Source organism: Halarchaeum rubridurum (assembly GCF_014647115.1).
Lineage (GTDB): Archaea > Halobacteriota > Halobacteria > Halobacteriales > Halobacteriaceae > Halarchaeum > Halarchaeum rubridurum.
The window spans coordinates 172,337-193,860 of the sequence record NZ_BMOO01000005.1 but is presented as its reverse complement, the minus strand read 5'-3'; the positions used below and the strand labels follow the sequence as shown (position 1 = coordinate 193,860).

Here is a 21,524-nt window from a genome sequence, read left to right as displayed (position 1 = left end):
CGCCTTACCGCGCCGGACGCACTACGGGGGGTATGCCCGAGTCCGACTTCGACGAGCGCGCGTGGCGCGAGCGTATCGCCGAGTACCGCGCGGAGAAGGACGAGTTCCTCGCCGACCACCCCCAGTCGCCGATCCCGCCGGGGGAGCGCGAGGCCTTCGACGGCCTCGACTACTACGCGCCCGACCCGCGCTATCGCGTCGTCGCGCGCATCCAGGTGCCGAGCGAGGTCGAGGAGGTCGAGCTGGCGACGACGGCCGGCCCGGACCGGACATACGAGCGCGTCGCGACGGTGGGGTTCACGCTCGCGGACGAGCACCACGTCCTCGAAGCGTACGCCGCGCCCGCACAGGAGGGCCTCTTCGTGCCCTTCACCGACCCGACGAACGGCGAGGCGACGTACGAACGCGGGCGCTACCTCGAACTCGACGTCGAGACGTTCGAGACGGGCGACGACGTCGTCATCGACTTCAACACCGCGTACAGCCCCTTCTGCGCGTACGACGACGGGTTCGCGTGCGTCGTCCCCCCGGGGGGGAACCACGTGAGCGTCCCCGTCGAGGCGGGCGAACGAATCCGGGAGTAGAGCGAGAACGCCGTCGCTACGGGGCGTGTCGTCGAAGCGCGAAAAGTCGCAACCGAACCGTTGCACCGAAGCGTCACACGGCGCGGGGTCGTGTCACGGACACCGGAGTGGAGTGACCCGCTTACGCCGCGTTCTCGGCGGCCTCGAGGAGCTCCTGGTAGCGGTTGCGGATGGTGACCTCGGAGACGTCCGTCACGTCGCTGACCTGGCTCTGCGTGACCTTCTGGTTGGCGAGCAGGCTCGCGGCGTAGATCGCGGCGGCGGCGAGGCCGACCGGCGACTTGCCGCTGGTGACCCCCTTCTCGCCGGCGGTCTGGAGCAGGTCGCGGGCCTGGCGTTCGACCTCGTCCGAGAGGTCGAGTTCGCTGACGAAACGCGGGACGTAGCTCGCGGGGTCGGCGGGGGCGACTTCGAGGTTGAGCTCGCGGACGATGTAGCGGTAGGTCCGCTTGAACTCCATGTCGTCGATGCGCGAGACGGTGGCGACCTCGTCGAGCGAGCGCGGGGTCTGCATCTGACGCGCCGCCGCGTAGAGTGCGGCGGTGGCGACGCCCTCGATGGAGCGCCCGGGGAGGAGGTCCTCGTCGAGCGCGCGGCGATAGATGACCGACGCCGTCTCACGGACCTCCTTGGGAAGACCGAGGGCGCTCGCCATGCGCTCGATCTCGCCGAGCGCCTGCTTGAGGTTCCGCTCCTTGCTGTTGCGGGTGCGGAAGCGCTCGTTCCAGGTGCGCAGACGCTGCATCTTCTGACGCTGGCGGCTCGACAGCGAGTTGCCGTAGGCGTCCTTGTTCTGCCAGCCGATGTTCGTCGAGAGCCCCTTGTCGTGCATCATGTTCGTGGTGGGGGCCCCGACGCGCGATTTCTGGTCCTTCTCCTGGCTGTTGAACGCCCGCCATTCGGGCCCGCGGTCGATGCCGTCCTCCTCGACGACGAGGCCGCAGTCGGCGCAGACGGTCTCGCCGTGGGACTCGTCGGTGTGAAGGGTGCCGCCACACTCCGGACAGACGTCGACGTCGGTCCGCTCGTCGGTCGTCTCCTCCGTCGTGCGCTCTGTTCGCTGACTGTCGCTGGTGTACGTGCGGATCGTGGTGTCACTCATGATGGGGATACTCCGGACCCGGTGGAGGAAGAATGTATAAGTCCCTCCGACCGGTGCTTCCTAACCATACATAAGGTAGAAACGTACTTAAACCTGTCGGTGGTGACTCCCGATCTTGGTAGACACTAACAACCCATACAGAGCCGTTACCGTCGTATACTGGCCGTTTTGCCGGCCGGCACCCGATGCTATGTGAATCGGCAAGTTTATGTGTTATGTGTGGCAGCGCATCCCATAGCCGGCTGACACGCGGGGGAACGTTTAGGTCGGTCAAAGCGGAAACCGGGACACCGTAAATGAGTCGCGCGGGAGCGTCGAAGACGGGGTCGCAACGCCGGCCGAGGGACCGCGGTGACGACACGGGCGGAGACGGCGAGGCGGGGGAGTGGCCGTGACCGCCGACTCGTCGTACCGGCCCGCCGACCCGACGGTCCTCGCAGTCGACGACCTGGAGGAGTACCTCCAGCTCTACGAGGCCCAGCTCGGGGACGACTACCGCGTCCGGACCGCCTCGAACGCACCGGACGCCCTCGACGTCGTCGACGACGACGTGGACGTCGTCCTCCTCGACCGCGACATGCCGGAGATGTCCGGCGACGAGGCGCTCTCGCGCATCCGCGAGGCCGGCCACGACTGCCGGGTGGCGATGGTGACCGCCGTCGAGCCCGACCGGGACATCGTCGACATGGGCTTCGACGCCTACCTCGTCAAACCCGTCTCGCGGGACCGCCTCCGCGGGACGGTCGAGCGCCTCCTGCGTCGCACCCGCTACGACGACGAGCTCGCGGAGCTCTACGACCTCTGCGCGAAGCGGGCGACGCTCGCCGGCCCGGAGGCGGACGAAGCGGCGCGCGAGGACCTCGTCGCGGAGATCGGCGAGCGACGGCGCGCCCTCGACGCCGTCGCGGCCGAGTTCACCCCGGACGACTACCGGGCGACCTTCCGCGACATCCCCGACTTCTGAGCGCTCACCCGTCGAGGTCGCGCGCGATGCTCGCCAACCCCTCGTCGGGCGCGTCCGTCGCCGCGTAGGTCGCGCGCTCGCCCGGCGCGCGCACCCCGTACTTGTAGTCGGGCGTCACGACGTCGAGGTGGACCGTCCGCCCGTAGTCCAGGTCGAGCCCCTGGAGCCACGCGCGCAGGTGGTTCTCGCCCTCGCCGGGCGTCCGCGCGAGCCGCGGCGACTCGAACGCCCCGCGGAGCACCGCGTTCCCCGAGGCGTCCGCCTCGATTCGCGCGCGGTACTCGGTGTCGTCGACGACGAGGCGGACCACCTCGCCCGTCGGCACCGCGTCGGGGTCGGCGACGCGCAGTTGGGGGCGGTTCGTCGATCCGTAGCGTTCGAGGACGGTGTCGAGCGTGCGGACGCCCTCGCTGGTGACGCGTTCGGCCATGGGGAGGGGTAGGACGCCCGCCCCGAAGAACGGTTCGGCGTCGACGTTCAGGTGTTCGCCACCCGGCCGGCGGCGGTGCGGATGGCGGCGTAGCCGGCGACCCCGAGGACGAGCGCGCCCGCGAGCGTGAGCCACGTCGCGAGCGTCGGCGAGCCGATGGCGAGTTTGGCGACGACGTTCTGCGGGCTCTCGGGGAGGAGGCTCGCCGCGCCGAACGCCCCGAGCGCGCCGAAGGAGTAGACGAGCTGGGCCTCGCGGTGTTTCGGGACGGCGAGCGCCGCGGCGATGCCGCCGACGACGAGGAGGCCCGTGAGCGCCGTGACGAAGCCGAGCGCCGCGACGGGGCCGTGAATCGGCGTGCCGTTGAGCGCGAGGAACGCGAACCAACACGCGACCTGCGCGGGCGCGATGGCGACGAACGCGAGCGCCTTCCCGTCGACGATTTCGGGGACGGAGAGCGGCGCGCTCCGCAGGAGGTCCCACGTCTTGCGCTCGCGCTCCTCGGCGACGCTGTCGGCGGCGATGGAGCCGCTGATGAACGCCGGGAGGAAGACGAGCGCCGGGATGAGAACCGTGTACGTGAAGCCGTGGTACGTGCTGCCGCCGCGCTCTGGCGGGAGGTCGAGCGGCTGGTAGTCGAGGCGCGTCGAGAGCGCCGCGCGGCGCTGGCGCTCGTAGCGCGAGAGCGCGGTCTTCAGCCGGCTCACGACGACCGTGGTGGCGAACGAGCCGTCGGGGACGGTCGCGTCGACGTGCGTGCGCCCGCTGTCGAGGCGGTCGGCGACGAGGACGGCGTCGACCTCGCCGTCCTGGAAGCCCGCGCGGGCCGCCGACTCGCGCTCGTAGTAGGTCGCGTGCATCGCGTCGCCGCGCTCGACGACGGGGCCGAGGTCGCCGGCGGCGTCGCCCGTCACGCCGACGTCGACGGCGACGGCGCCGCCCGCGGCCCCGGGCGCGTAGAGGCTCACGAGGCCGACGACGAGGACGGAGGAGAACGCCGCGACGAACAGCTGGATGGCGAGCGCGAGCACGATTGTCTTCTCGCGACGCAGCGAGGCGAGTTCGCGGCGCGCGAGGACGAGGCGGCTATCCAAGGGTGCTCACCACCGTGTAGTTGTAGCCGAGGTGGAGGAGGACCGCCCCGGCGAGGGCGAGCGCGTACCCCCTGGCGCTCCGGCGCGCCCCGAGCGCCGACACCGAGGCGGTGACGACGTGCAAGAGGAGCGGGGCGACGAGGAGCGCGAGCGACCCCGCGCCGAGCTCCGCGTTGCCGAACGCCGCGCCGCCGACGGTGAGGTCGGGGAGGCCGACGAGGCGCGTCAGGAGGAGCAGTTTCTCGCCGAGGAAGAAGCCGACGCCGGAGGCGACGCCGAGCGCGAGCGCCGTCCGCGTCGAGCGCTCGAAGCGGGCGTTCGCGAACCCCGCGTAGACGTGGACGCTCTTCGCAACCTCCTCGATGACGGCGACGAGCGCGAGGACGAGCGGCACGGCGAGGTCGGGCGGCGCGACGAACAGCGCCGCGACGGCGAACAGCTCGGCGATGAGAACGAAGGGGACGAGCGCCACGGTGAGCAGACCGACGCGCCGGACGGACGAGAGCGGCGCGGCGAGCGCGTCGAGGGCCTTCGCCGGGAGGCGCTTCTGCGTGAAGAGGTCCTCCTCGCGGTAGACGCCGAGGCCGAGGCCGTAGCAGACGACGGCGGCGGTGGCGACCGGGACGGTGGCGAGGAGGAAGCCCCCGAGTTGGAAGGGGTCGCCGCGGATGTCGCGGACGACGACGGAGAGCGGGCTGATGGCCGCGATGGGGTGGACCTCGGTGAAGACGGCGGGGACGAAGGCGTAGGCCATCAGGACGACCGTCACGGTGACCGTGACGAACGTGAGCTCCTTGTAGGAGCGCGCGAAGAGCGCGCCGAGGAAGGTGACGCCGAGGAAGAGTCCGGCGAGCGGGAGGACGGCGAGGACGGCCGGGACGCCCGCCCCGACCGCGTACGCGATGGGGACGGTGACGAGCGCGGCCGCCGCGAGGTAGGGGAGGGCCTTCCCGACGACGATGTCGGCGCGCGTCGCCGGCGAGACGAGCAGGGGTTCGCCCCGGCGGTCGATCCGCTCGTCGAGCACGCTCGACCCGTAGGACTGGATGACGACGTTCAGCGGGAGGACGAAGACGAACGCGAGCAACAGCGACTCCAGCGGGAACGGCGGCGTGAGCCCGCCGGGCGTGTTCGCGGGTGCGCTCGCGTCGCCGCCGGCGCTCGGCGTCGCCTCGGGGGCGGACGCACCGTTCCCGGCCCCGCTCCCGGTCGTCGTGCCGGACTCGGTCGCACCGGTGTCGCCGTCGGTGGTCGCACCACCATCGTCCGCGCCCGCGCCGGCCCCGTCGTCGCTCGTCCCGTCGCTCGCGGTGCCGCCGTCGGAGCCGCCGACGACGCGCGTGCCGCGCTCGACGTACGAGACGTCGACCGTCACGGGGAAGGCCGCGGCGACGTCGCGCTCGGTCGCCATCAGCCGGTCGTTGTACGCTTCGGTGGCGCTCCGCAGGGTGGCGAGCGCGGCGCGGCCCTTCTCGCTGTCGGCGACGACGAAGCCGCCGGTGCCGACGACGGCGACGTCCGCGCGGCCGCGCTCGACGGCGTCCGCGCCCGGCGGGACGACGCTGAGCCGGTCGTTCGCGGCGACGGGCGCGTGGTAGGGGTTCGCGTCGTCGACCGCGACGCGGTAGACGCCCTCGCCGGGCGTCGGCGCGTACAACACGAGCGCGGGGGCGACGAGGGCGACGACCAGGACCGTGCAGGCGAGGAGGATCGCGGTGCGGCGGTCGACCGTCCCGGCGTTGCGCCCGGCCTCCCAGCGCGCGATTCGGAGGACGCGTCGCGGGTTCACTCCGCGCCCCCGGTGACGGCGAGGAAGACGTCCTCCAGCGTCGATTCGCGCGTCCGGATGTCGACGACGTCGCCGCCGGCCGCCCGGGCGCGCTCGCGGACGTCGTCGACGGCGGCCATCGAGTCGACGCGCACCCGATAGCGCGCCCGGTCCCCGCGTTCCGCCTCGACGCGCTCCGCGCCCGGCACCTCGACGTCCGTGAAGGCGCGGTACTCGACGCGGCCGTGCGCGCTGCGTATCTCGTCGAGCGTCCCCTTGGCGGCTATCCGGCCGTCGGAGACGATGGCGACGCGGTCGCAGACGGATTCGACGTGGTGGAGGTCGTGGGCGCTGAAGACGATGGTCTTGCCCTGCGCGGCGAGGTCGCGCGTGAACTCGATGACGACGTTCGTCGTCGTCGGGTCGAGCCCGGAGGCGGGTTCGTCGTAGACGAGGACGTCCGGGTCGTTGACGAGCGAGCGCGCGATGGCGACCTTCCGCTTCATCCCCTTCGAGAAGTCCCCGACGGGCCGGTCGCGCGCGTCGAGGTCGAGGCGGTCGAGCGCGGCGGCGATCCGCTCGTCCGCCGTCTCCCGGTCGACGTCGTAGAGGTCGGCGAAGAAACGGAGATAGGAGCGCGGCGTCATGTCCTCGTAGAGCGGGGACTCCTCGGGGAGGAAGCCGAGCGTCCGGCGCATCTCGGGGTCGCCGGCGTCGTAGCCGTTCACGACCACCTCGCCCGACGTGGGTTCGAGCAGGCCGGCGAGGGTCTTGAGCGTCGACGTCTTGCCCGCGCCGTTCGGGCCGACGAGGCCGAACACCTCGCCGTCGGCGACCTCGAAGTCGATGCCGCGGACGGCCTCGACGTCGCCGTAGGTTTTCGTGAGACCGGAGACGGAGAGCACGTACGTCCGCGCGGCCGGCACCGACAAGGGCGTTACGGCGACCGCGGCGTCGCGGGCGTCGGGGCGAGCGGGGTGGGCGCGACCGGTGGACCGTAGTGCCTCGCGCTCACACGCCCCCGACGATGTCCTCGCTCCCCTTCGATTGGTCGCCGAGCGGCGAGTCGGAAGTCGGCTTTCGCGGCTACGGGACGCGCGTCCGGCGGCTCGTCGGGCGGTCGGTCGTCCTCGCGGCGGGCGTCGTCGCCTTCGGCCTCTCGGTCGGGTTGACCTTCGTCGCGTACCTCACGGGCGCCGTCGCGGCGGGCCGGACCCGCCTGCTGTTCGCGCTCTACGTCGTGCTCGCGACCGTCTGGTACGCGCTGACGCTCGTCTGGGGGAACGTCGAGCAGCGTCGGACACGGCGCGCCGACGCCGCCCCCGAAATCGTCCTCGAAACGCGCGGCGGCGCGGTCGTCGCCAGCAACGTCGGGGCCGGTCCCGCCATCGACGCGCGCATCGCGGTCGCGGTGGACGGCGAGCGCGTGTACGACGAGCTCCGGCCCGTGCTGCGGTCGGGCGAACACCTGACGGTCGTGCCGGGCGGGGTGGACGACGACGCGACGGTCGACCTCGGCGTCTGGTCGGCGACGCGGCTCGCGGACGTCGAGTACCGCGTCGAGCGGACGTACGAGGCCGCGACGCTCCGGACGTAGGCGCCGGCGTCGACGTCAGCGTCGCGTCCGGCGGTCAGCGCAGGGTCCGGGCGGAGGCGGCGACGCGGTCGAGACGCTCGCGCGCCCACGCGAGGGCGTCGCGGTTGTCGTTGACGAGGAGGAGCGAGACGCCGCGTTCGCCGCAGACGAGGGCGACGATTCGCCTGCCGTCCGGGAGGTAACAGAGGACGAGGCCGAAGGGGTAGGTCGGTGCGGCCTCGAAGAGCGCGACCGTCTCCGAGGCGAGGATGGCCTCGACGGGCTCGCGGAAGTCGACGAAGAGGGCGTCGAGGACGTCGGGGACGACGTAGGCGTCGAGGACGAGGCCCGCGCCGACGCGCCGACGGAGCGTGTCCATCACCTCGGGGAGGACGCGCGTGGCGTACAGTTCGACGTGGACCGACTCCGCGAGGAGGTCGGTCAGCACGGAGACGGGGCGGTGTGGGGTCTCGGGGTCGGCGTCGACGACTTCGGCACCGCGGACGACGTCGAGCGTGACGGAGGCGGTGGCGGGGAGGGTGGAGAGAGCCGCGGCACCCGCGAGCGCGTCGACGTCGGCGCGGAAGGTGTCGTGTGCGGCGAGCCCGAGTCGCCCGACGAGCGTGAGCGCGACGGTGCCGTCGCGGCGCTCGACGGCCCCGACCGTTTCGAGGTCGCGGACCGCGCGGTCGACGGTGGAGCGCGAGACGTCGTGTGCGTCGGCGAGCACGCGCTTCGAGACCGCGCCGTCGGCCAGCGTCCGGAGGAACGGCGCACGGTCGACGAGGAGGCGTGCGAACCGTTCGGGGTCGCCGGCCATACGCTCCGGTGGTGCGTTCGCGGCGTATAAGCGCGTTGGTACGATTGAGGCAGGCCGTTCGCATATAAGTACAAACAAGATTTATCACCGAGTATTGTTCTCCGCGAGTCGCCGCAACAGGTGGGTTAAACACCGGGCCGACCCACTCGGTACGTGCCGGTGGCTTCCACCGGTTGTGCCTCTGAGTCGCGCCGCGGTCACCGCACGGTGGCCGTCGGGGCGACCTTCGAGACGGAGTTCGGCGGCTTTTTTACCGGCGTCACGGCAGTAGAGGTATGAGCGATAGCGCCCTCCGGGAGGGCGTCCGCGCGCTCCGGCACGGCGGGCCGGGCGTCGTGTTGGAACTCCTCTCCCGGGCGTACTACACCTACGGCCGCCGCACGGACGGCGTCGACGTCCTCGGACGCGACTGGGACGTCCTCGTCGTGCTCGACGCCTGTCGGGCGGACCTGATGTCGGCCGTCGAGGACGACCACGAGTGGCTGGAGCGTCGGGGGACCGTGGAATCGGCCGGCGCGACGTCGAGCGAGTGGCTCACGAACACGTTCGGCGCGGCGTCGCGGGAGACGCTCGGCGAGGTCGGTTACGTCACGGGCAACCCGTACTCCGACGAGTACGTCGCACACGACGCGTTCGCGTTCGTCGACGAGGTCTGGGAGTACGGCTGGGACGACGACCTCGGCACCGTCCCCGCGCGCCCGATAACCGACCGGGCGATCACCGCCGGCCGCGAGCGCGACGCCGAACGCCTCGTCGTCCACTACATGCAACCGCACTTCCCGTCGGTGCCCCGCGGCGAGGGCGACGGCGTCTCGCTGGAGCGCTTCGGCCGCGAGTCGCTCTCCGTCTGGGAGGAACTGCGATACGGGCGACGCGACCCCGCGGACGTCTGGGCGGCCTACGTCGAGAACCTCGAATACGTCCTGGAGGAGGTGCGCCTGCTCACCCGGAACCTCGACGCCGAGCGCGTCGCCGTCACCGCGGACCACGGCAACGCGCTCGGCGAACGCCACCTCTACGGACACGTCGGGGGCGCCTCGACGCCGGAGCTCCGCGAGGTCCCGTGGTGCGTGACGGACGCGACCGACACGGGCGACTACCGGCCGGCGACCGACCACGCGACCGACGGCGGGGAAGCCGCGGCGGACGACGTCGCCGCCCGCCTCGAAGCGCTCGGCTATCGCTGAGCGTGAGGAACACCTCACGGAGCCACGCCGAGCGTCGCCCCGCTACGCCTCGGTGAGCACGGCGCGGCCCGTCGCGACGAGGTATGCGCTCGCGCCGCCGCCGATCGACGTCATGAGGAGGAAGCCGCCGACGCGGTGGACGGTGACGACCGCGGTTATCGTCGCGGCGGGCAGCGACGTCGCCACGGTGAGCAACAGGACGTGGACGGCCTCGATTGCACCGAGGCCGCCGGGCGTCGGCGTCGCGCTCGCCACCGTCCCGAGCGGGACGACGAACAGCGCGACGTAGAACGGAATCGTGACGCCAAAGGCCCGGAAGGCGACCCAGAGGCCGAGGGACTGAAAGAGCCACCCGGCCGCCGAACAACAGACCGCGAGCGCGAGCCGACGCGGGCTGGTCGCCACGCGCTCGACGGCGCCGAAAAAGCCCTCGACGCGGCGTTCGAGGCCGTCGGGCGTCGGCACGGGGAGCCACGGGACCGCGCTCAGCCGCGCGAGCGCCGGACCGAGGACCGCGACGAGGCCGGTTTCGAGCCGATAGCGGTAGCGCCAGCCGAGCACGAACGCGGCGGGCGCGAGGACGGCGAGCGCGAGGACGACCGTCGCCAGCGACCCGAGGCGACCCGGGAGGCCGGCGGTCGTCGCGTAGTAGGCGACGCCGAGGAGCGCGAACAGCACGGACGGGACGAAGTTGAGCGCGTCCGTGCTGGCGATGGCGGCCAGCCCGCGCTCGTATTCGACGTCCGCGACGGAGGAGATGACGAGCGCGGTTATCGGTTCGCCGCCGGCCTGCCCGAACGGCGTGACGTTGTTGGCGAACGACGCGGCCGCGTAGACGAGGACGGAGTCGCCGTAGGGGAGCGTCGGGCCGACCGCGCCGACGACGAGGCGGAGGACGAGCGCCCACGCGCCGAGCCACGCGAGCGCCGTCACGCCGACGAGCGCGATCAGGCCGAGGTCGGCGTCCGCGAGTTCCGCGGCGACCGCCCCCGCACCGACGTACCAGAAGAGGCCGGCGAGGACGAGCGCCGCGACGAGGAAGCCGACGACGGCCGCACGGCGGCGGGTGTCGAGCATGCCCGCCCTTCGGGGATGGGGGACGTGAAACTCACGGCTCGGCGGCGTGCGCCGGATTGTGTATAGCGTCTAGCGGTTTACGACCGCGATAAGTGGGCGGCGCGCGTCGGCCCACACATGGCCGACACCTTCGAGTACGGCGGTGGCCGCGTGCCGCCCGGCGAGGTCCGACACACGCGCTACGCGATCAGCGAGACGTTCCTCGGCGACCCCATCCGCGTGCCGGTGACGGTCGTGAACGGCGAGCGCGACGGCCCGAGCGTCTTCGTCTCCGCGGCCGTCCACGGCGACGAGCTCAACGGCGTGAAGGTCGCCCACGACGTCGCCGCGCGATACGACCCGAGCGACCTCGCGGGGACGCTCCTCGTCGTCCACGTGGTGAACCCGCCGGGCTACCTCGCCCAACAGCGCTACCTGCCGATATACGACCAGGACCTGAACCGCTCCTTTCCCGGCAACGAGCGCTCGACCCCCGCCCAGCGCATCGCCAACGAACTCTACACGGGGCTCTTCTCGTGGTGCGACTACGGCGTCGACCTCCACACGTCCACGCGCGGGCGGACCACGATGTTCCACGTCCGCGCGCAGACGGAGCACGACGGCGCGGCCCGCCTCGCGGAGGCGTTCGGTGCGAACGTCGTGCTCGCGGGCATCGGCGAGGAGGACAACTCCATCCGGTCCTCCTGCACGAACCGGGGGACGCCGACCATCACCGTCGAGATGGGGGAGGCCCACCGCTTCCAGCGCCCGCACGTCGAGCGCGCGAGCGCCGGCATCGAGAGCGTCCTCACCGACCTCGGGATGTACGACGGCGAGCGCCTCTCGCCGACGTGGCGACGCGTCGTCAACGCGCGCACGGAGAAGGCGTGGGTGCGCTCGGACGCCGGCGGCCTCGTCGACCTCCACGTCGAGCGCGCGAGCGTCGTCGAGGGCGGCGAGGCCATCTGCACCGTCCACGACCACTTCGGCACCGAGGAACACGTCGTTCGCGCGCCCTTCACCGGCCTCGTCGTCGGCCTCCTCCAGAACCCGGTCGCCCAGCCCGGCCACCCGGTCTGTCACCTCGTCAGCGTCGACGAGGAGACCCGCGCGGCCATCGAGGCCGCGAGCTAAACCGACTTGAGGAGGTCGGGCCGGTCGTTCGCCGGGTCGTTCACCGCCCGCGAGACGGGGCGTGCGACGAGCCCGGCGTCGTTCTCGCGCTCCAAGACGTCCTCGTACGACGGGGAGAGCCACCGCGACTCCGCCTCGGGCGCGAGGATGACGGATTCGCGGTGGTGGTAGTCGGCGACGGTGCCGGTGGCGTCACGCGTCAGAACCGCGAAGGAGCGCACGGGGTCGGCCTCGCGCTCCGGCGCGGCGTCCGAACCGAAGGCGTCGAGGCCCGTCTGCTTCGTCTCGGGTTCGTACGTCGCCCAGATGCCCGCCATGGCGAACGGCTCGCCGTCCGGCCGGTGGAAGTAGTAGGGGCGTTTCGTTCCGTCCTCCTCGCGCCACTCGTAGAAGCCGTCGCAGGGGACGAGACAGCGCCGCTCCGCGAGGCTCTCCGCGAACGTCGGTTTCTCGTGTGCCGTCTCGACGCGGGCGTTGATCGGCCCCGGGCTCGCGTCGTCCGCCCACGGCGGCACGAGCCCCCACTGGAAGGCTTGGAGGACGCTGGGGTCGTCGTCCGCGATTACGGGGGGCGACTGCGACGGCGCGGCGTTGTACGTCGGCTCGTAGCCCGCCGTCTCGACGTCGAAGCGCCGGGCGAGCGTCTCGGGGTCGCTGAACAGGGCGTAGCGGCCGCACATGCGTGGAACGTGGCGACGCGGGTCCTTAACGACCGCTGTCGCGGAGCCGCGCGCCGCCGGTCATATACTGCATTTGGCGATACGAAATCGCCGTCGTGGAGTTGCGAATGAGAGTTCTCGTGTTCACGAGATCGGTCAGTTTTGCGGTGCCTTAGTCGAATCAACCAGTAAAAATAGGCGATTCAGCCGTAGAATAACGGCGTCACCTCTCAAAAGTTGTCATTGAATGATAAAACTCAACAACTAGAATAGCGACGCCTCTCCGAGGGGCAAACCCGGAACGAATCTACAGGGCTCGTTTGCTGTGAGTATCAACGCTACGAGAAGGTTATTAAACTCCCCAATAGAAATAGTAACTTCTAATATCTAGGTAGATATTTTTGTTAACACCGAATGGTCTCAGTATCACGACGCGAGATGATAGCGGCGACAGGAGCGGGGATTACGGCGCTCGCGGGATGCGTGAGCGGTGGGACGTCCTCGGGCGGAGGCACGGAATCGATGCACGTCGGGTGGGTGCCGATCTACTCGAATATGCAGTATTTCGTAATGACCCAGCGGGGGTACTACGACGGCCTCGACGCGGAGGTGTCGACGACGAAGTTCGCCTCGGGCCCCGCTGCAGTGAAAGCGTTCGCCGCCGGCGATATCGACGTTGGACTCTTCGGCGTCACCCCCTCGATGGTCCTCACCGACAAGGGTGTGAACGCCGACGTTCTCGCGGCGAACTCCCGGAACGGCTTCGAGATGGTCGCGACCGACGACTTCGCCGACCGCTACGACGAACAGGGCGCGGACGCCTTCGAGCGCTACGCGGACGACCGCGGGTCGAAGCCCGTCTGGGGGACCGCGCCCGACGGCTCCGTCCCCGACACCCTCACGCGGTACTGGCTGGAGAAGGACCTCGACGCCGGGCAGACCGAGGACCTCGTCGACAAACCGAAGGTCCCCCCGGCGAAGGCCCCGCAAACGGCGCAGTCCAGAGACATCACGGGGACGACCGTGCAGGAGCCGTACGCCACGCTCGTCGCGGGCATCGACGGCTACCGACAGATCGAGTGGTCCGGGAACGTCCTCCCCGGCCACCCCGTCACCGTCTCCTTCGTCTCGAACCGCGTCTCCGACTCGCTCAAACGCGACTTCGTCGAACAGCACGTGCGGGCGACGAACGCGATCCGTGACGACCCAGCGAGTGCGGCGACGGACGCCGCCGCCGTCCTCGACCTCGACGCGGACCTCGCGGAACGCGCGATGGCGTCGAAGGCGTCCGACTTCCTCGCGAACCCCCACGACATCGCCGACCAGTCGGTGGCGATGTCGACGTTCGTCGCCGACGTCGGGAACATCAGCGGGGAGATGAGCGCGGACGAACTGTTCGACTTCTCCGTCTACGACGACGTCGCATGAGCTTCGGAACCCGCCTCTCGTTCGACTTCGAACCCGACGTCGGCCGCGACGAGTCGGTTAACCGCGTCGCCTGCGCTATCGCCGGGGTCGTCGGTTTCCTCGCGGTCTGGACGGCCGCCGCGTCGGTCGTCCACCCCGACTACCTCCTCCCCGGCCCGCTGACCGTCCTTGGCGCGCTCGCGACCGAGTTCACGACCGACGCGCCCCTCGCCGTTCCCGGGATCGGCGGCGCGGTCGACCTCCCGCGCGCGCTGACGCGACTCGCGCAGACGCTCTTCCACCTCGTCCCCGGGCTCCTCGCCGGCGCGTTCGTCGGAGTCGCCACCGGCCTGCTCGTCGGCTACTCGCCGCGCGTCGACGCCACTGTCACTCCCGTCATTCGCGTCCTCCGCCCCATTCCGGAACTCGCGTGGATCGCGTTCGCGATCGTCTGGCTCGGCATCGGACACGCCGGCGCGGCGTTCATCGTCGGCGTCGGCGCGCTCTGGATCAACTACTACGCCGCCTACTCCGGCGTGGACGGCGTCCACGAGGGCTACAAGGAGGTCGGGGCCACGCTCGGCGTCCGGACGCACGCCGGGATGCTCCGCCACGTCGTCCTCCCCGCCGCGCTCCCATCGGTCGTCAACGGCTTCCGCACGAGCATCGGTCGGTGTCTCATGATCGTCGTCGGCGCGGAGCTCTTCGGCGCGCCCGGCGTCGGCTACGAGATAATCAACGCGTCGAACAACCTCGACATGGCCCGGAGCATGGCGTACATGCTCGTCATCAGCGCAGTCTACATCTGCGTCGACTCGACGTACGCCGCGGCCGAACGGAGGTGGCTCGCGTGGCGGCCATGACCGGGAGTGATGGCGGAGCCGACGCCGACGATGCGGCGGCAACCGACGATACGGCGGCGGTCCGCGTCGACGGCGTGTCGAAGCGATACGAGGGCCGGCAGACCACGCAGCCGCTCCGCGACGTCTCGCTCGCGGTCGAGCGTGGCGAGTTCGTCTGCCTCGTCGGCCCCTCGGGCTGCGGGAAGACGACGCTCCTCCGCCTCCTCGCCGGCCTAGAATCCCCGACAGACGGAACGATCAGTGTCGGCGGGTCGCGCGTGACCGGACCCGGCGTCGACCGCGGCATGGTCTTCCAGGAGTACAACCTCTTCCCGTGGAAGACGGTCGAGGAGAACGTCCGGTTCGGCCTCGACCGCCCGGTCTGCGACTGCGCGGACTGCGCGGCGCGCGTCGCGGACCTCGTCGAACTCGTCGGCCTCGGCGGCTTCGAGGACGCCTACCCGAAGGAGCTCTCCGGCGGGATGAAACAGCGCGTCGCCGTCGCCCGCGCGCTCGCCGTGGACCCGGAGGTCCTCCTGATGGACGAGCCGTTCGGCAGCATCGACGCGCAGACCCGCGACCGCCTGCAGGCCGAACTCCTCGACATCTGGCGGGAGACGGGCAAGACCGTGGTGTTCGTCACCCACGAGATCGAGGAGGCCGTGACGCTCGCCGACCGCGTCGTCGTCCTCGGCGCCGGCTCGGACGGCGTCGTCGGCGACTTCGACGTCGATATCTCGCGACCGCGCGAACGCACCGACCCGGAATTCGCGGCTGCGGTCGAGGGTGTTCGAGCCCGTATTGAATAGTTAGACCGACCATTTTCCAACGAGTTCGGACTAGACTAAATGCTACTGATTAATTCGATCTCTGACTGCACTAACGAGAACTCGTGAAAGATTCGTATCGTTCGTAACTTCCGGGCGTCGCGCGCGAGACCATCCGGTCGGCGGAGGCGCGCGAAGAAGTGCGAGGGGGTGAGAGAGGGTAGGTGCGCTTACTCCTCGCGGACCGTCAGGACGGGCACGTCGGCGCTCCGGACGGTTCGTTCGGTGACGCTCCCGAGGAGGACGCGGTCGAGACCGCTCCGGCCGGTCGTCCCCATGACGACGGCGTCGGCGTCCACGGTGTCGACGCGCGCGGTGATAGCCTCGGGCGGCGAACCGCGCGCGACGTGGCCGCGGGCTTCGATACCGAGTCCTTCGGCCCGCGCGACGACGTCGCCGACGGCCTCGTCGGCCTGCGCTTCGAGTTCGTCGAGAATCACGGTCGAGCGGGTGTCGAGGCCGAGCGACGCCTCGTTCACGACGGAGAGGACGTCGACGGCGGCGTCCATCGACTCGGCGAGGTCGAGGGCGTGGTCGACGGCCGCGTTCGCGGTCGCGCTCCCGTCCGTCGGGACGAGCAGGCGCTCGTAGGGGAAGTCGTAGCGCTCGTCGCGGCTCCGCGCGGTGAGCACCGGGACGTCGGCGTCGCGGACGACGGACTCCGTGACACTCCCGAGGAAGAAGCGCGAGACGCCGGTGCGGCCGTGCGTGGGCATGACGACGAGGTCGTGGTCGCCCTCGGCGGCCTGCTCGACGATGGCCTCGGCGGGTCGGCCCTGGACGACCGCGGTCCGATAGTCGACGCCGTGGGAGTCGAGAGCTTCCCCGGCCTCCGCGACGACCTCCTCGCCGTAGCGGACGAGCGCGTCGATCACGTCGTCGCCGAGGACGGTGACGCTGTCCCGCGTCGTGTCCGCGACGTAGAGGAGTTCGACGGTCGCGTCGGCCCACTGGGCGAGTTCCGCGGCGTGGCGCTGGACGATCTCCGCGTGGTCGCTCCCGTCGACGGGGAGGAGTATCGAGTCGTACATACGTTCGTGGGTAGGGTTGACAGACCCTAAACCGTTCCCCCGGAATCGGGCGGCGTGACCGGCGTATCGCGCGGCAGGGACATCGCGTGGCGGTCTGTCCGGCACCCGAGAGCGAACGAGACGGCTATACGGCGCGCCCACGTACCGCCGGGCGTGCAGTTCGTCGGCTACCGTCCGCGCGACCAGCACGGCCCCGCGAGCCTCCTGCTCGCCGACGACGGCGCGGTGACGCGCGTCGCCCTCGACCCCGGACGCGACCTCGCGTACGCGCTCGGCGAGCGGCGCTGTGCGGGGACGGTCACGGACGACGGCCACGTCGCGTGCGCGAACGCCGACGCGCCCTACTGCCCCCAGCACACCTCGACGTGGGTGTGCGCGAAGTGTCGCGGCGACTGCCTCAAGGCGGAGATGGACTGCCACGAGGCGCACGCGCTCTACCTCGCGGGGTTCGCGCCCGACGTCGTGAAGGTCGGCGTGACGCGCGCGTGGCGACTCGAAACCCGCCTGCGCGAGCAGGGCGCGGACCGAGCCGCGCACCTCGACACCGTCGAGAACGGCCGGATCGCCCGCGAGCGCGAGGCGGGCCTCGCCGGGCGCTTCCCGGACCGCGTCCGCGTCCCGACGAAGGTCGACGGCCTCGCCGCGGCGATGGACGAGGGCGCGTGGCGCGACGCGCTCGCCGACTTCGACCCGCTCGACACCTACGCCTTCGACTACGGACTCGCCCTCGACAGCCGACCCGTTCCAGAGGTGCTCGCTTCGGGGACGGTCGTCGGCGCGCGGGGGCGCGTGCTCTGCCTCGAACGCGCGGGGACGGTGTACGCGGTCGACCTCCGCGACCTCGTCGGCCACGAAGTCCGAGAAGAGGACGAGGAGCGCGACCTCCAGGCGAGCCTCGGAGCGTTCGCCTGAGCACCCGAAGACACTTATCGGGCGGGTGAGAGTTCCCGGCCGTGAACGTCGAACGAGCCCTCCTCGCCGCGGCCGCGGCGCTCGTCGCGCTCGCCGTCGTCGCGGCGTTCGCCGTCCCCGGTGCCGTCGCGCCCCCCGAGCCGGACCGGCCCCCGTCGTACGTGGCGTACACGGAGATGACCGTCTCGCCGTCGCACGTCGCGGGCGACACCGCCACACTCGACGTGACGAACTACCTCACGCACGGGGGCGGCCCCGCGCGGAACGTCACCGTCCGCACGCGCGCCGTCGACACCGAGACCGGTTTCGTCGAGACGAGCGAGCGCGCGTCGCTCGGGACGCTCAGCGGCGACGGCGAACACGAGACGACGCTGTCCCTCGCGGTCGCCCGCGAGGGCGGCTACCGCCTCGAAACCGCGGTGTACGAGAACGGGAGTCGCGTCGCCGCGGGCCACCGAACCGTGCGCGGCGTCGGCGCGCTCGTCCCCGACTACGCGCGCAGTTCCGTGCGCTTCCACGACTTCGAGGGCGACGCGATGCCGACGGTGCGCGTCGGCGTGCGCGAGACCGGCGCGGACCGGACGACGCTCGACGTCGCGGCGTACGTGACGAACGCGGGCGGGGAGAGCGAACCCGTGCGCGTCGAGTACGTCGCCCGGCAGGCCGAGTCGAACCTCGTCGCGGACCGCGCGACCGTGGACGTCGCGGACGTGGCGTCGGGGCGGACGGTGACGCCGGACGCGACGCTCGACGTCCCCGCGGGCTACAACTACTACGTCGACGCGGTCCTCTGGAAGGACGGCGTGCTCATCGACACGACGACCGCCGCGGCGAACCTCGACCCGTCGCGTTCCATCAGCGTGAACGAGACCCGCGAGGACGTCGCGCTCGACGTCGGCGATTTCGAGGGCGGAAGCGGCGGCGGCCCGCCGACGACCACGTCGACGCGGTCGGGAAGCTCGCCCGGCTTCGGCGTCCCCGCGGCGCTCGCGGCGCTCGGAGCCGTCGCCCTCCTCGCACGGCGGTGGTCGGCGTGAGCGACGACCGGAGTCCCGAGGCGACCGGCGAACCGGAGGGAGAGCGCGACGCGAACGCGGCGGCGCGAACGGAAGAAAGCGAGGACACCGACGCGGAGGAGACAGCCATGAACGCGAACACCGGAACGGGGACCGAGGCGAGTGGGGACGCGACCGCCGCACCGGAGTCCACCGGGGGTGAGCGCACCGCGGGGACCGACGACGACTCGCTGCGTCGCTGGGCGCGGTTGCTCGGCATCGGCATCGCGGGGCTCGTCGCGCTCGTCGCGTGCGTCTCGCTCTACGGCGCTATCGGCACGCTCATCTCCCAGTGGGTCGAGCCACGCTACCGACCGCTGTACGAGGCGGCGTTCGACCTCGTCGTCCTCCTGCTCGCGGCGGCCGTCGTCGCCCGCCTCGCGCGCGGGACGGACGCGTTCTGAGGGCGGGGCGCGAGGACACAGGGCTTTTCACGCCGTCACGCGAAACGGCGGGCATGGCAGACGACGAACCCACCGAGGACGAGGGAGAGGAGGAGACGAAGTCCTTCCGCGAGCGCGTCGAGGAGATTCGCGCGGAGCGAGAGGAGCGCGAGGACGGCGAGGGCGCCTCCCGCCGCGAGGAACTCGAAGAGCGGATGGGCGGCGAGGGCGGCCCCGGCGGCATGGGCGGCGGTGGCGGCGGCAACCCGTTCGCGCAGATGATGGGCGGTATGATGGGCGGCGGCGGCCCCGGCGGCATGGGCGGCGGTCCCGGTGGCCGCGGTCCCGGCGGTCGCGGCGAGGAGGGCGACTCGGGCGCGCAGAAGAAGATCGGCCGCGAACTCGAGGAGCTCCGCAAGGAGGTCGAGCGCACGAACAACAAGCTCGACCGCATCGCGAACGCGCTCGAAGACCGCGACTAACTAGTCGAGCAGGCGGCCGTAGACCGCCGCGAGACGCTCGACGGCCCGCGAAACACTCACTTCTTCACGCCTGTCGAGACACGTCGCCGCGAGCGCCTCGCGTTCGTCGAGCGCGCGCCGAATCGCGTCGCGGAACGCCGCGACGTCGCCGGCCGGGTAGTGATAGCCCGTCTCGCCGTCGTCGACGGTCTCGGTGAGCGCGCCGGCGTCCGCACCGACGACCGGCGTCCCGCAGGCGTTCGCCTCCAGAGCGACGAGCCCCTGCGTCTCGACGGGGCTCGGGAACGCGAAGACGTCGAGCGCGCTGTAGAACGCGGGGAGTTCCTCGCGGGGGAGGAAGCCGAGGAAGCGCGCGTCGACGCCGCGCTCGCGGGCGCGGGCCGCGAGGTCGTCGCGGGCGGGCCCGTCGCCGCCGAGGACGAGCGTCGCGTCGAGGGCGGCGGCGGCGTCCACGAGGTCCGCGAGGCGCTTCTCGTAGCCGTGCCGGCCGGTGTAGCCGACGAGCGGCCCGCTCCCGAGGTCGTGGCGCGCGCGGAAGTCCGCGACGGCGTCGTCGCCCGCGGGCGCGAAGAAATCGACGTCGACGCCGTTCGGGAGCGCCTCGGCCGGCGCCGAGACGCCGAGGTCGCGGACGCGCTCGCGGGTGCGCTCGCTCGGCGCGAGCACGAGGTCCGCGCGGTCGAGGAACCACCGCTCCCACGCGGCGCTGACGCGCTCCAGGGGCGAGACGAGCGCGTCGGGTGCGACGTACTCGACGTACTCGCTCGTCGGCGTGTGGTAGGAGACGACGAAGGGTGCGTCGTGACGGCGGGCGTAGCGGTAGCCCGCGACGCCGACCGCGAACGGCGAGTGGGCGTGGACGACGTCGGGCGTCACGACGCCGCGCGGGACGTGCGGGGCGGCGAGGCGGTACCCCTCGTAGAAGGGGAAGTCGACGCTGGCGACGGGGTGTTCGCCGGGGTCGGGGTCGTAGTCGGCGTCAGGGTAGACGACGTCCATCCGGCCGCCCCGGGCCTGCCAGCGCTCGCGCCACGTGCGGACGGTGTACGTCGCGCCGTTGACCGTCGGGAGGTAGGTGTCGGTGAACGCCGCGACGGCGGGGAGGTCGGGGTCGGCCATTCAGGTCGCCCCGACGAGGTCGTGGTAGATGCCGGCGAGCTCCTCGCCGACGCGGTCCAGCGAGTGTTCGCGCGCCGTCTCGCGGGCGTTCGCGCCGAGTTCGGCGCGGAGTTCGGGGTCGGCCGCGAGGCGCTCGATGGCGTCGACGTACTCGGCCTCGTCCGCGCAGAGGAGACAGTCCTCGCCGTCCGTGAAGTACTCGCGGAAGACCGGGAGGTCGCTGAGGATACAGGCCTTCCCGCAGGCCATCGCCTCCAGGGCGACGAGCCCCTGCGTCTCGCTCTTCGTCGGGAAGATGAAGATGTCGCCCGCGCCGAACGCGCCGCGTTTGTCGTCGACCCACCCCGTGAACGTGACGCTCTCCGGGGGGTCGTTCACCCAGCGCTTGACCGACTCGGAGGCGTGTGGGCCGGTGTCGTACGGGCCGAACCAGACGAACTCGTAGTCGGTGCGCCCCGCGAGCTCGCAGAACGTCGTGAGCCCCTTGCGCTCGAAGACGTTGCCGACCGTGAAGACGACCGTTCCCTCCAGGTCGAAGCGCTCCCGGTAGGGGTCGCGGTACTCGTCAACCCCGTCGAGGGAGTCGAGGTCGACGCCGTTCGTCAGCACGTCCACGGGGGCGTCGATGGGGTAGGTTTCGAGGCGCTCCTTCGCGTACCGCGAGGGCGCGATGACGAGGTCGGCGAGCGAGTAGAACCACCGGAGGTAGCGCTCCAGGGGGTCGGCGAGGAGTTCGACGCCGCGCCAGCTCCCCATCGTGTTCTCGCGGAGCGTGTGCGCGTGGAGGACGAGCGGGGTGTCGGTGCGGCGGGCGTGGCGCGCGACGGCGACCGACCCCGGTCCGAAGAGGTGGCAGTGCGCGAGGTCGACGTCAGCGAAGACGCCGTCGCCGCGCGCGAGCGAGACGGCGGTGTCGAGGGGGCCGTCGCCCGCCCACGGCCGCGTTCGGACCGCGACGTCGGTCGGGGCGAGCGCGGCGTGCTGCTGGCGTGCGGCGGTGGCGATCCCGCTGCGTTCGAGCGGGCCCGCCAGCTCCAGGTAGTTGAGCGCGCGCATCGGGTGGCGTCGATGGTCCGGGGGCGAAAAGGTGTA

Annotated in this window: 23 protein-coding genes; 12 read left to right on the top strand and 11 right to left on the bottom strand. The window is 71.5% G+C overall.

Features of this window, described 5'->3' with window-relative positions:
- Positions 1-32: 32 nt before the first annotated feature.
- Entirely contained in the window at positions 33-584 is a 552-nt protein-coding gene (locus IEX84_RS11785; RefSeq protein WP_188872776.1) for a DUF1684 domain-containing protein, read from the top strand.
- 121 nt (positions 585-705) lie between these two features.
- Here the strand turns inward: IEX84_RS11785 and IEX84_RS11780 are convergent, their stop codons facing one another.
- The gene (locus IEX84_RS11780; RefSeq protein ID WP_188872775.1) at positions 706-1,686 is read right to left on the bottom strand and encodes a transcription initiation factor IIB; all 981 of its coding nucleotides are present in this window, start codon (positions 1,684-1,686) and stop codon (positions 706-708) included.
- Between the two features lie 391 nt (positions 1,687-2,077).
- On the opposite strand from IEX84_RS11780, the gene IEX84_RS11775 reads away from it, so the two are divergent.
- Entirely contained in the window at positions 2,078-2,650 is a 573-nt protein-coding gene (locus IEX84_RS11775; RefSeq protein ID WP_188872774.1) for a response regulator transcription factor, read from the top strand.
- A 4-nt stretch (positions 2,651-2,654) separates the two neighbouring features.
- On the opposite strand, the gene IEX84_RS11770 is transcribed toward IEX84_RS11775, so the two are convergent.
- From IEX84_RS11770 to IEX84_RS11755, 4 genes are read right to left on the bottom strand one after another with little or no spacing between them, the layout of a single operon-like run.
- Entirely contained in the window at positions 2,655-3,080 is a 426-nt protein-coding gene (locus IEX84_RS11770) for a DUF7112 family protein (RefSeq protein ID WP_188872773.1), read from the bottom strand.
- A 47-nt stretch (positions 3,081-3,127) separates the two neighbouring features.
- A complete protein-coding gene (locus tag IEX84_RS11765) occupies positions 3,128-4,174 on the bottom strand; it encodes an ABC transporter permease (RefSeq protein ID WP_188872772.1) in 1,047 nt (348 codons plus the stop codon).
- Positions 4,167-5,963 (bottom strand): ABC transporter permease, encoded by a 1,797-nt coding sequence (locus tag IEX84_RS11760; protein ID WP_188872771.1) that lies wholly within the window; start codon positions 5,961-5,963, stop codon positions 4,167-4,169. The genes IEX84_RS11765 and IEX84_RS11760 overlap by 8 nt, the downstream gene beginning before the upstream one ends.
- Positions 5,960-6,847: an ABC transporter ATP-binding protein gene (locus tag IEX84_RS11755; protein ID WP_188872770.1), complete on the bottom strand. Its 888-nt coding sequence runs from the start codon at positions 6,845-6,847 to the stop codon at positions 5,960-5,962. Before IEX84_RS11755 ends, IEX84_RS11760 begins: the two co-directional genes overlap by 4 nt.
- Positions 6,848-6,969: 122 nt before the next feature.
- Here IEX84_RS11755 and IEX84_RS11750 point away from each other — a divergent pair, with 122 nt between their 5' ends.
- Entirely contained in the window at positions 6,970-7,539 is a 570-nt protein-coding gene (locus IEX84_RS11750) for a hypothetical protein (RefSeq protein ID WP_188872769.1), read from the top strand.
- Between the two features lie 34 nt (positions 7,540-7,573).
- On the opposite strand, the gene IEX84_RS11745 is transcribed toward IEX84_RS11750, so the two are convergent.
- The gene (locus IEX84_RS11745) at positions 7,574-8,338 is read right to left on the bottom strand and encodes a helix-turn-helix transcriptional regulator (RefSeq protein ID WP_188872768.1); all 765 of its coding nucleotides are present in this window, start codon (positions 8,336-8,338) and stop codon (positions 7,574-7,576) included.
- Between the two features lie 275 nt (positions 8,339-8,613).
- On the opposite strand from IEX84_RS11745, the gene IEX84_RS11740 reads away from it, so the two are divergent.
- The gene (locus IEX84_RS11740; RefSeq protein WP_188872767.1) at positions 8,614-9,525 is read left to right on the top strand and encodes an alkaline phosphatase family protein; all 912 of its coding nucleotides are present in this window, start codon (positions 8,614-8,616) and stop codon (positions 9,523-9,525) included.
- A 42-nt stretch (positions 9,526-9,567) separates the two neighbouring features.
- Here IEX84_RS11740 and IEX84_RS11735 read toward each other — a convergent pair whose 3' ends face one another.
- The gene (locus IEX84_RS11735; protein ID WP_188872766.1) at positions 9,568-10,602 is read right to left on the bottom strand and encodes a lysylphosphatidylglycerol synthase transmembrane domain-containing protein; all 1,035 of its coding nucleotides are present in this window, start codon (positions 10,600-10,602) and stop codon (positions 9,568-9,570) included.
- A gap of 117 nt (positions 10,603-10,719) precedes the next feature.
- Between IEX84_RS11735 and IEX84_RS11730 the strand changes: the two genes are divergently transcribed.
- Entirely contained in the window at positions 10,720-11,715 is a 996-nt protein-coding gene (locus IEX84_RS11730; RefSeq protein ID WP_188872765.1) for a succinylglutamate desuccinylase/aspartoacylase family protein, read from the top strand.
- Here the strand turns inward: IEX84_RS11730 and IEX84_RS11725 are convergent.
- Positions 11,712-12,395 (bottom strand): SOS response-associated peptidase, encoded by a 684-nt coding sequence (locus tag IEX84_RS11725; protein ID WP_188872764.1) that lies wholly within the window; start codon positions 12,393-12,395, stop codon positions 11,712-11,714. The two genes, IEX84_RS11730 and IEX84_RS11725, sit on opposite strands and share 4 nt — an antisense overlap.
- A 393-nt stretch (positions 12,396-12,788) precedes the next feature.
- On the opposite strand from IEX84_RS11725, the gene IEX84_RS11720 reads away from it, so the two are divergent.
- Genes IEX84_RS11720 through IEX84_RS11710 form a run of 3 tightly spaced genes read left to right on the top strand, consistent with a single transcriptional unit; the run spans position 12,789 to position 15,432 of the window.
- Positions 12,789-13,802 (top strand): ABC transporter substrate-binding protein, encoded by a 1,014-nt coding sequence (locus IEX84_RS11720; protein ID WP_188872763.1) that lies wholly within the window; start codon positions 12,789-12,791, stop codon positions 13,800-13,802.
- Positions 13,799-14,644, top strand: coding sequence for an ABC transporter permease (locus IEX84_RS11715; protein ID WP_188872762.1), 846 nt, complete (start codon positions 13,799-13,801; stop codon positions 14,642-14,644). Before IEX84_RS11720 ends, IEX84_RS11715 begins: the two co-directional genes overlap by 4 nt.
- Positions 14,641-15,432 carry an ABC transporter ATP-binding protein gene (locus IEX84_RS11710; protein ID WP_188872910.1) on the top strand — a complete coding sequence of 264 codons (792 nt, stop codon included), beginning with the start codon at positions 14,641-14,643 and terminating at the stop codon, positions 15,430-15,432. The genes IEX84_RS11715 and IEX84_RS11710 overlap by 4 nt, the downstream gene beginning before the upstream one ends.
- A 188-nt stretch (positions 15,433-15,620) precedes the next feature.
- Here IEX84_RS11710 and IEX84_RS11705 read toward each other — a convergent pair whose 3' ends face one another.
- Entirely contained in the window at positions 15,621-16,481 is an 861-nt protein-coding gene (locus tag IEX84_RS11705; RefSeq protein ID WP_188872761.1) for a universal stress protein, read from the bottom strand.
- 153 nt (positions 16,482-16,634) lie between these two features.
- On the opposite strand from IEX84_RS11705, the gene IEX84_RS11700 reads away from it, so the two are divergent.
- Genes IEX84_RS11700 through IEX84_RS11685 form a run of 4 tightly spaced genes read left to right on the top strand, consistent with a single transcriptional unit; the run spans position 16,635 to position 19,313 of the window.
- On the top strand, positions 16,635-17,393 hold the full coding sequence (locus tag IEX84_RS11700) for a DUF2797 domain-containing protein (protein ID WP_188872760.1): 759 nt from the start codon (positions 16,635-16,637) through the stop codon (positions 17,391-17,393).
- Between the two features lie 41 nt (positions 17,394-17,434).
- Positions 17,435-18,430, top strand: a complete 996-nt coding sequence (locus tag IEX84_RS11695) for a DUF7490 domain-containing protein (protein WP_188872759.1) — start codon at positions 17,435-17,437, stop codon at positions 18,428-18,430.
- Entirely contained in the window at positions 18,427-18,852 is a 426-nt protein-coding gene (locus tag IEX84_RS11690; protein ID WP_188872758.1) for a hypothetical protein, read from the top strand. Before IEX84_RS11695 ends, IEX84_RS11690 begins: the two co-directional genes overlap by 4 nt.
- 53 nt (positions 18,853-18,905) lie before the next feature.
- Positions 18,906-19,313, top strand: a complete 408-nt coding sequence (locus IEX84_RS11685; RefSeq protein WP_188872757.1) for a hypothetical protein — start codon at positions 18,906-18,908, stop codon at positions 19,311-19,313.
- On the opposite strand, the gene IEX84_RS11680 is transcribed toward IEX84_RS11685, so the two are convergent.
- Complete coding sequence (locus IEX84_RS11680; protein WP_188872756.1) at positions 19,314-20,432, bottom strand: glycosyltransferase; 1,119 nt, start codon at positions 20,430-20,432, stop codon at positions 19,314-19,316.
- Positions 20,433-21,488, bottom strand: coding sequence for a glycosyltransferase family 4 protein (locus IEX84_RS11675; protein WP_188872755.1), 1,056 nt, complete (start codon positions 21,486-21,488; stop codon positions 20,433-20,435).
- Between the last annotated feature and the right edge of the window lie 36 nt (positions 21,489-21,524).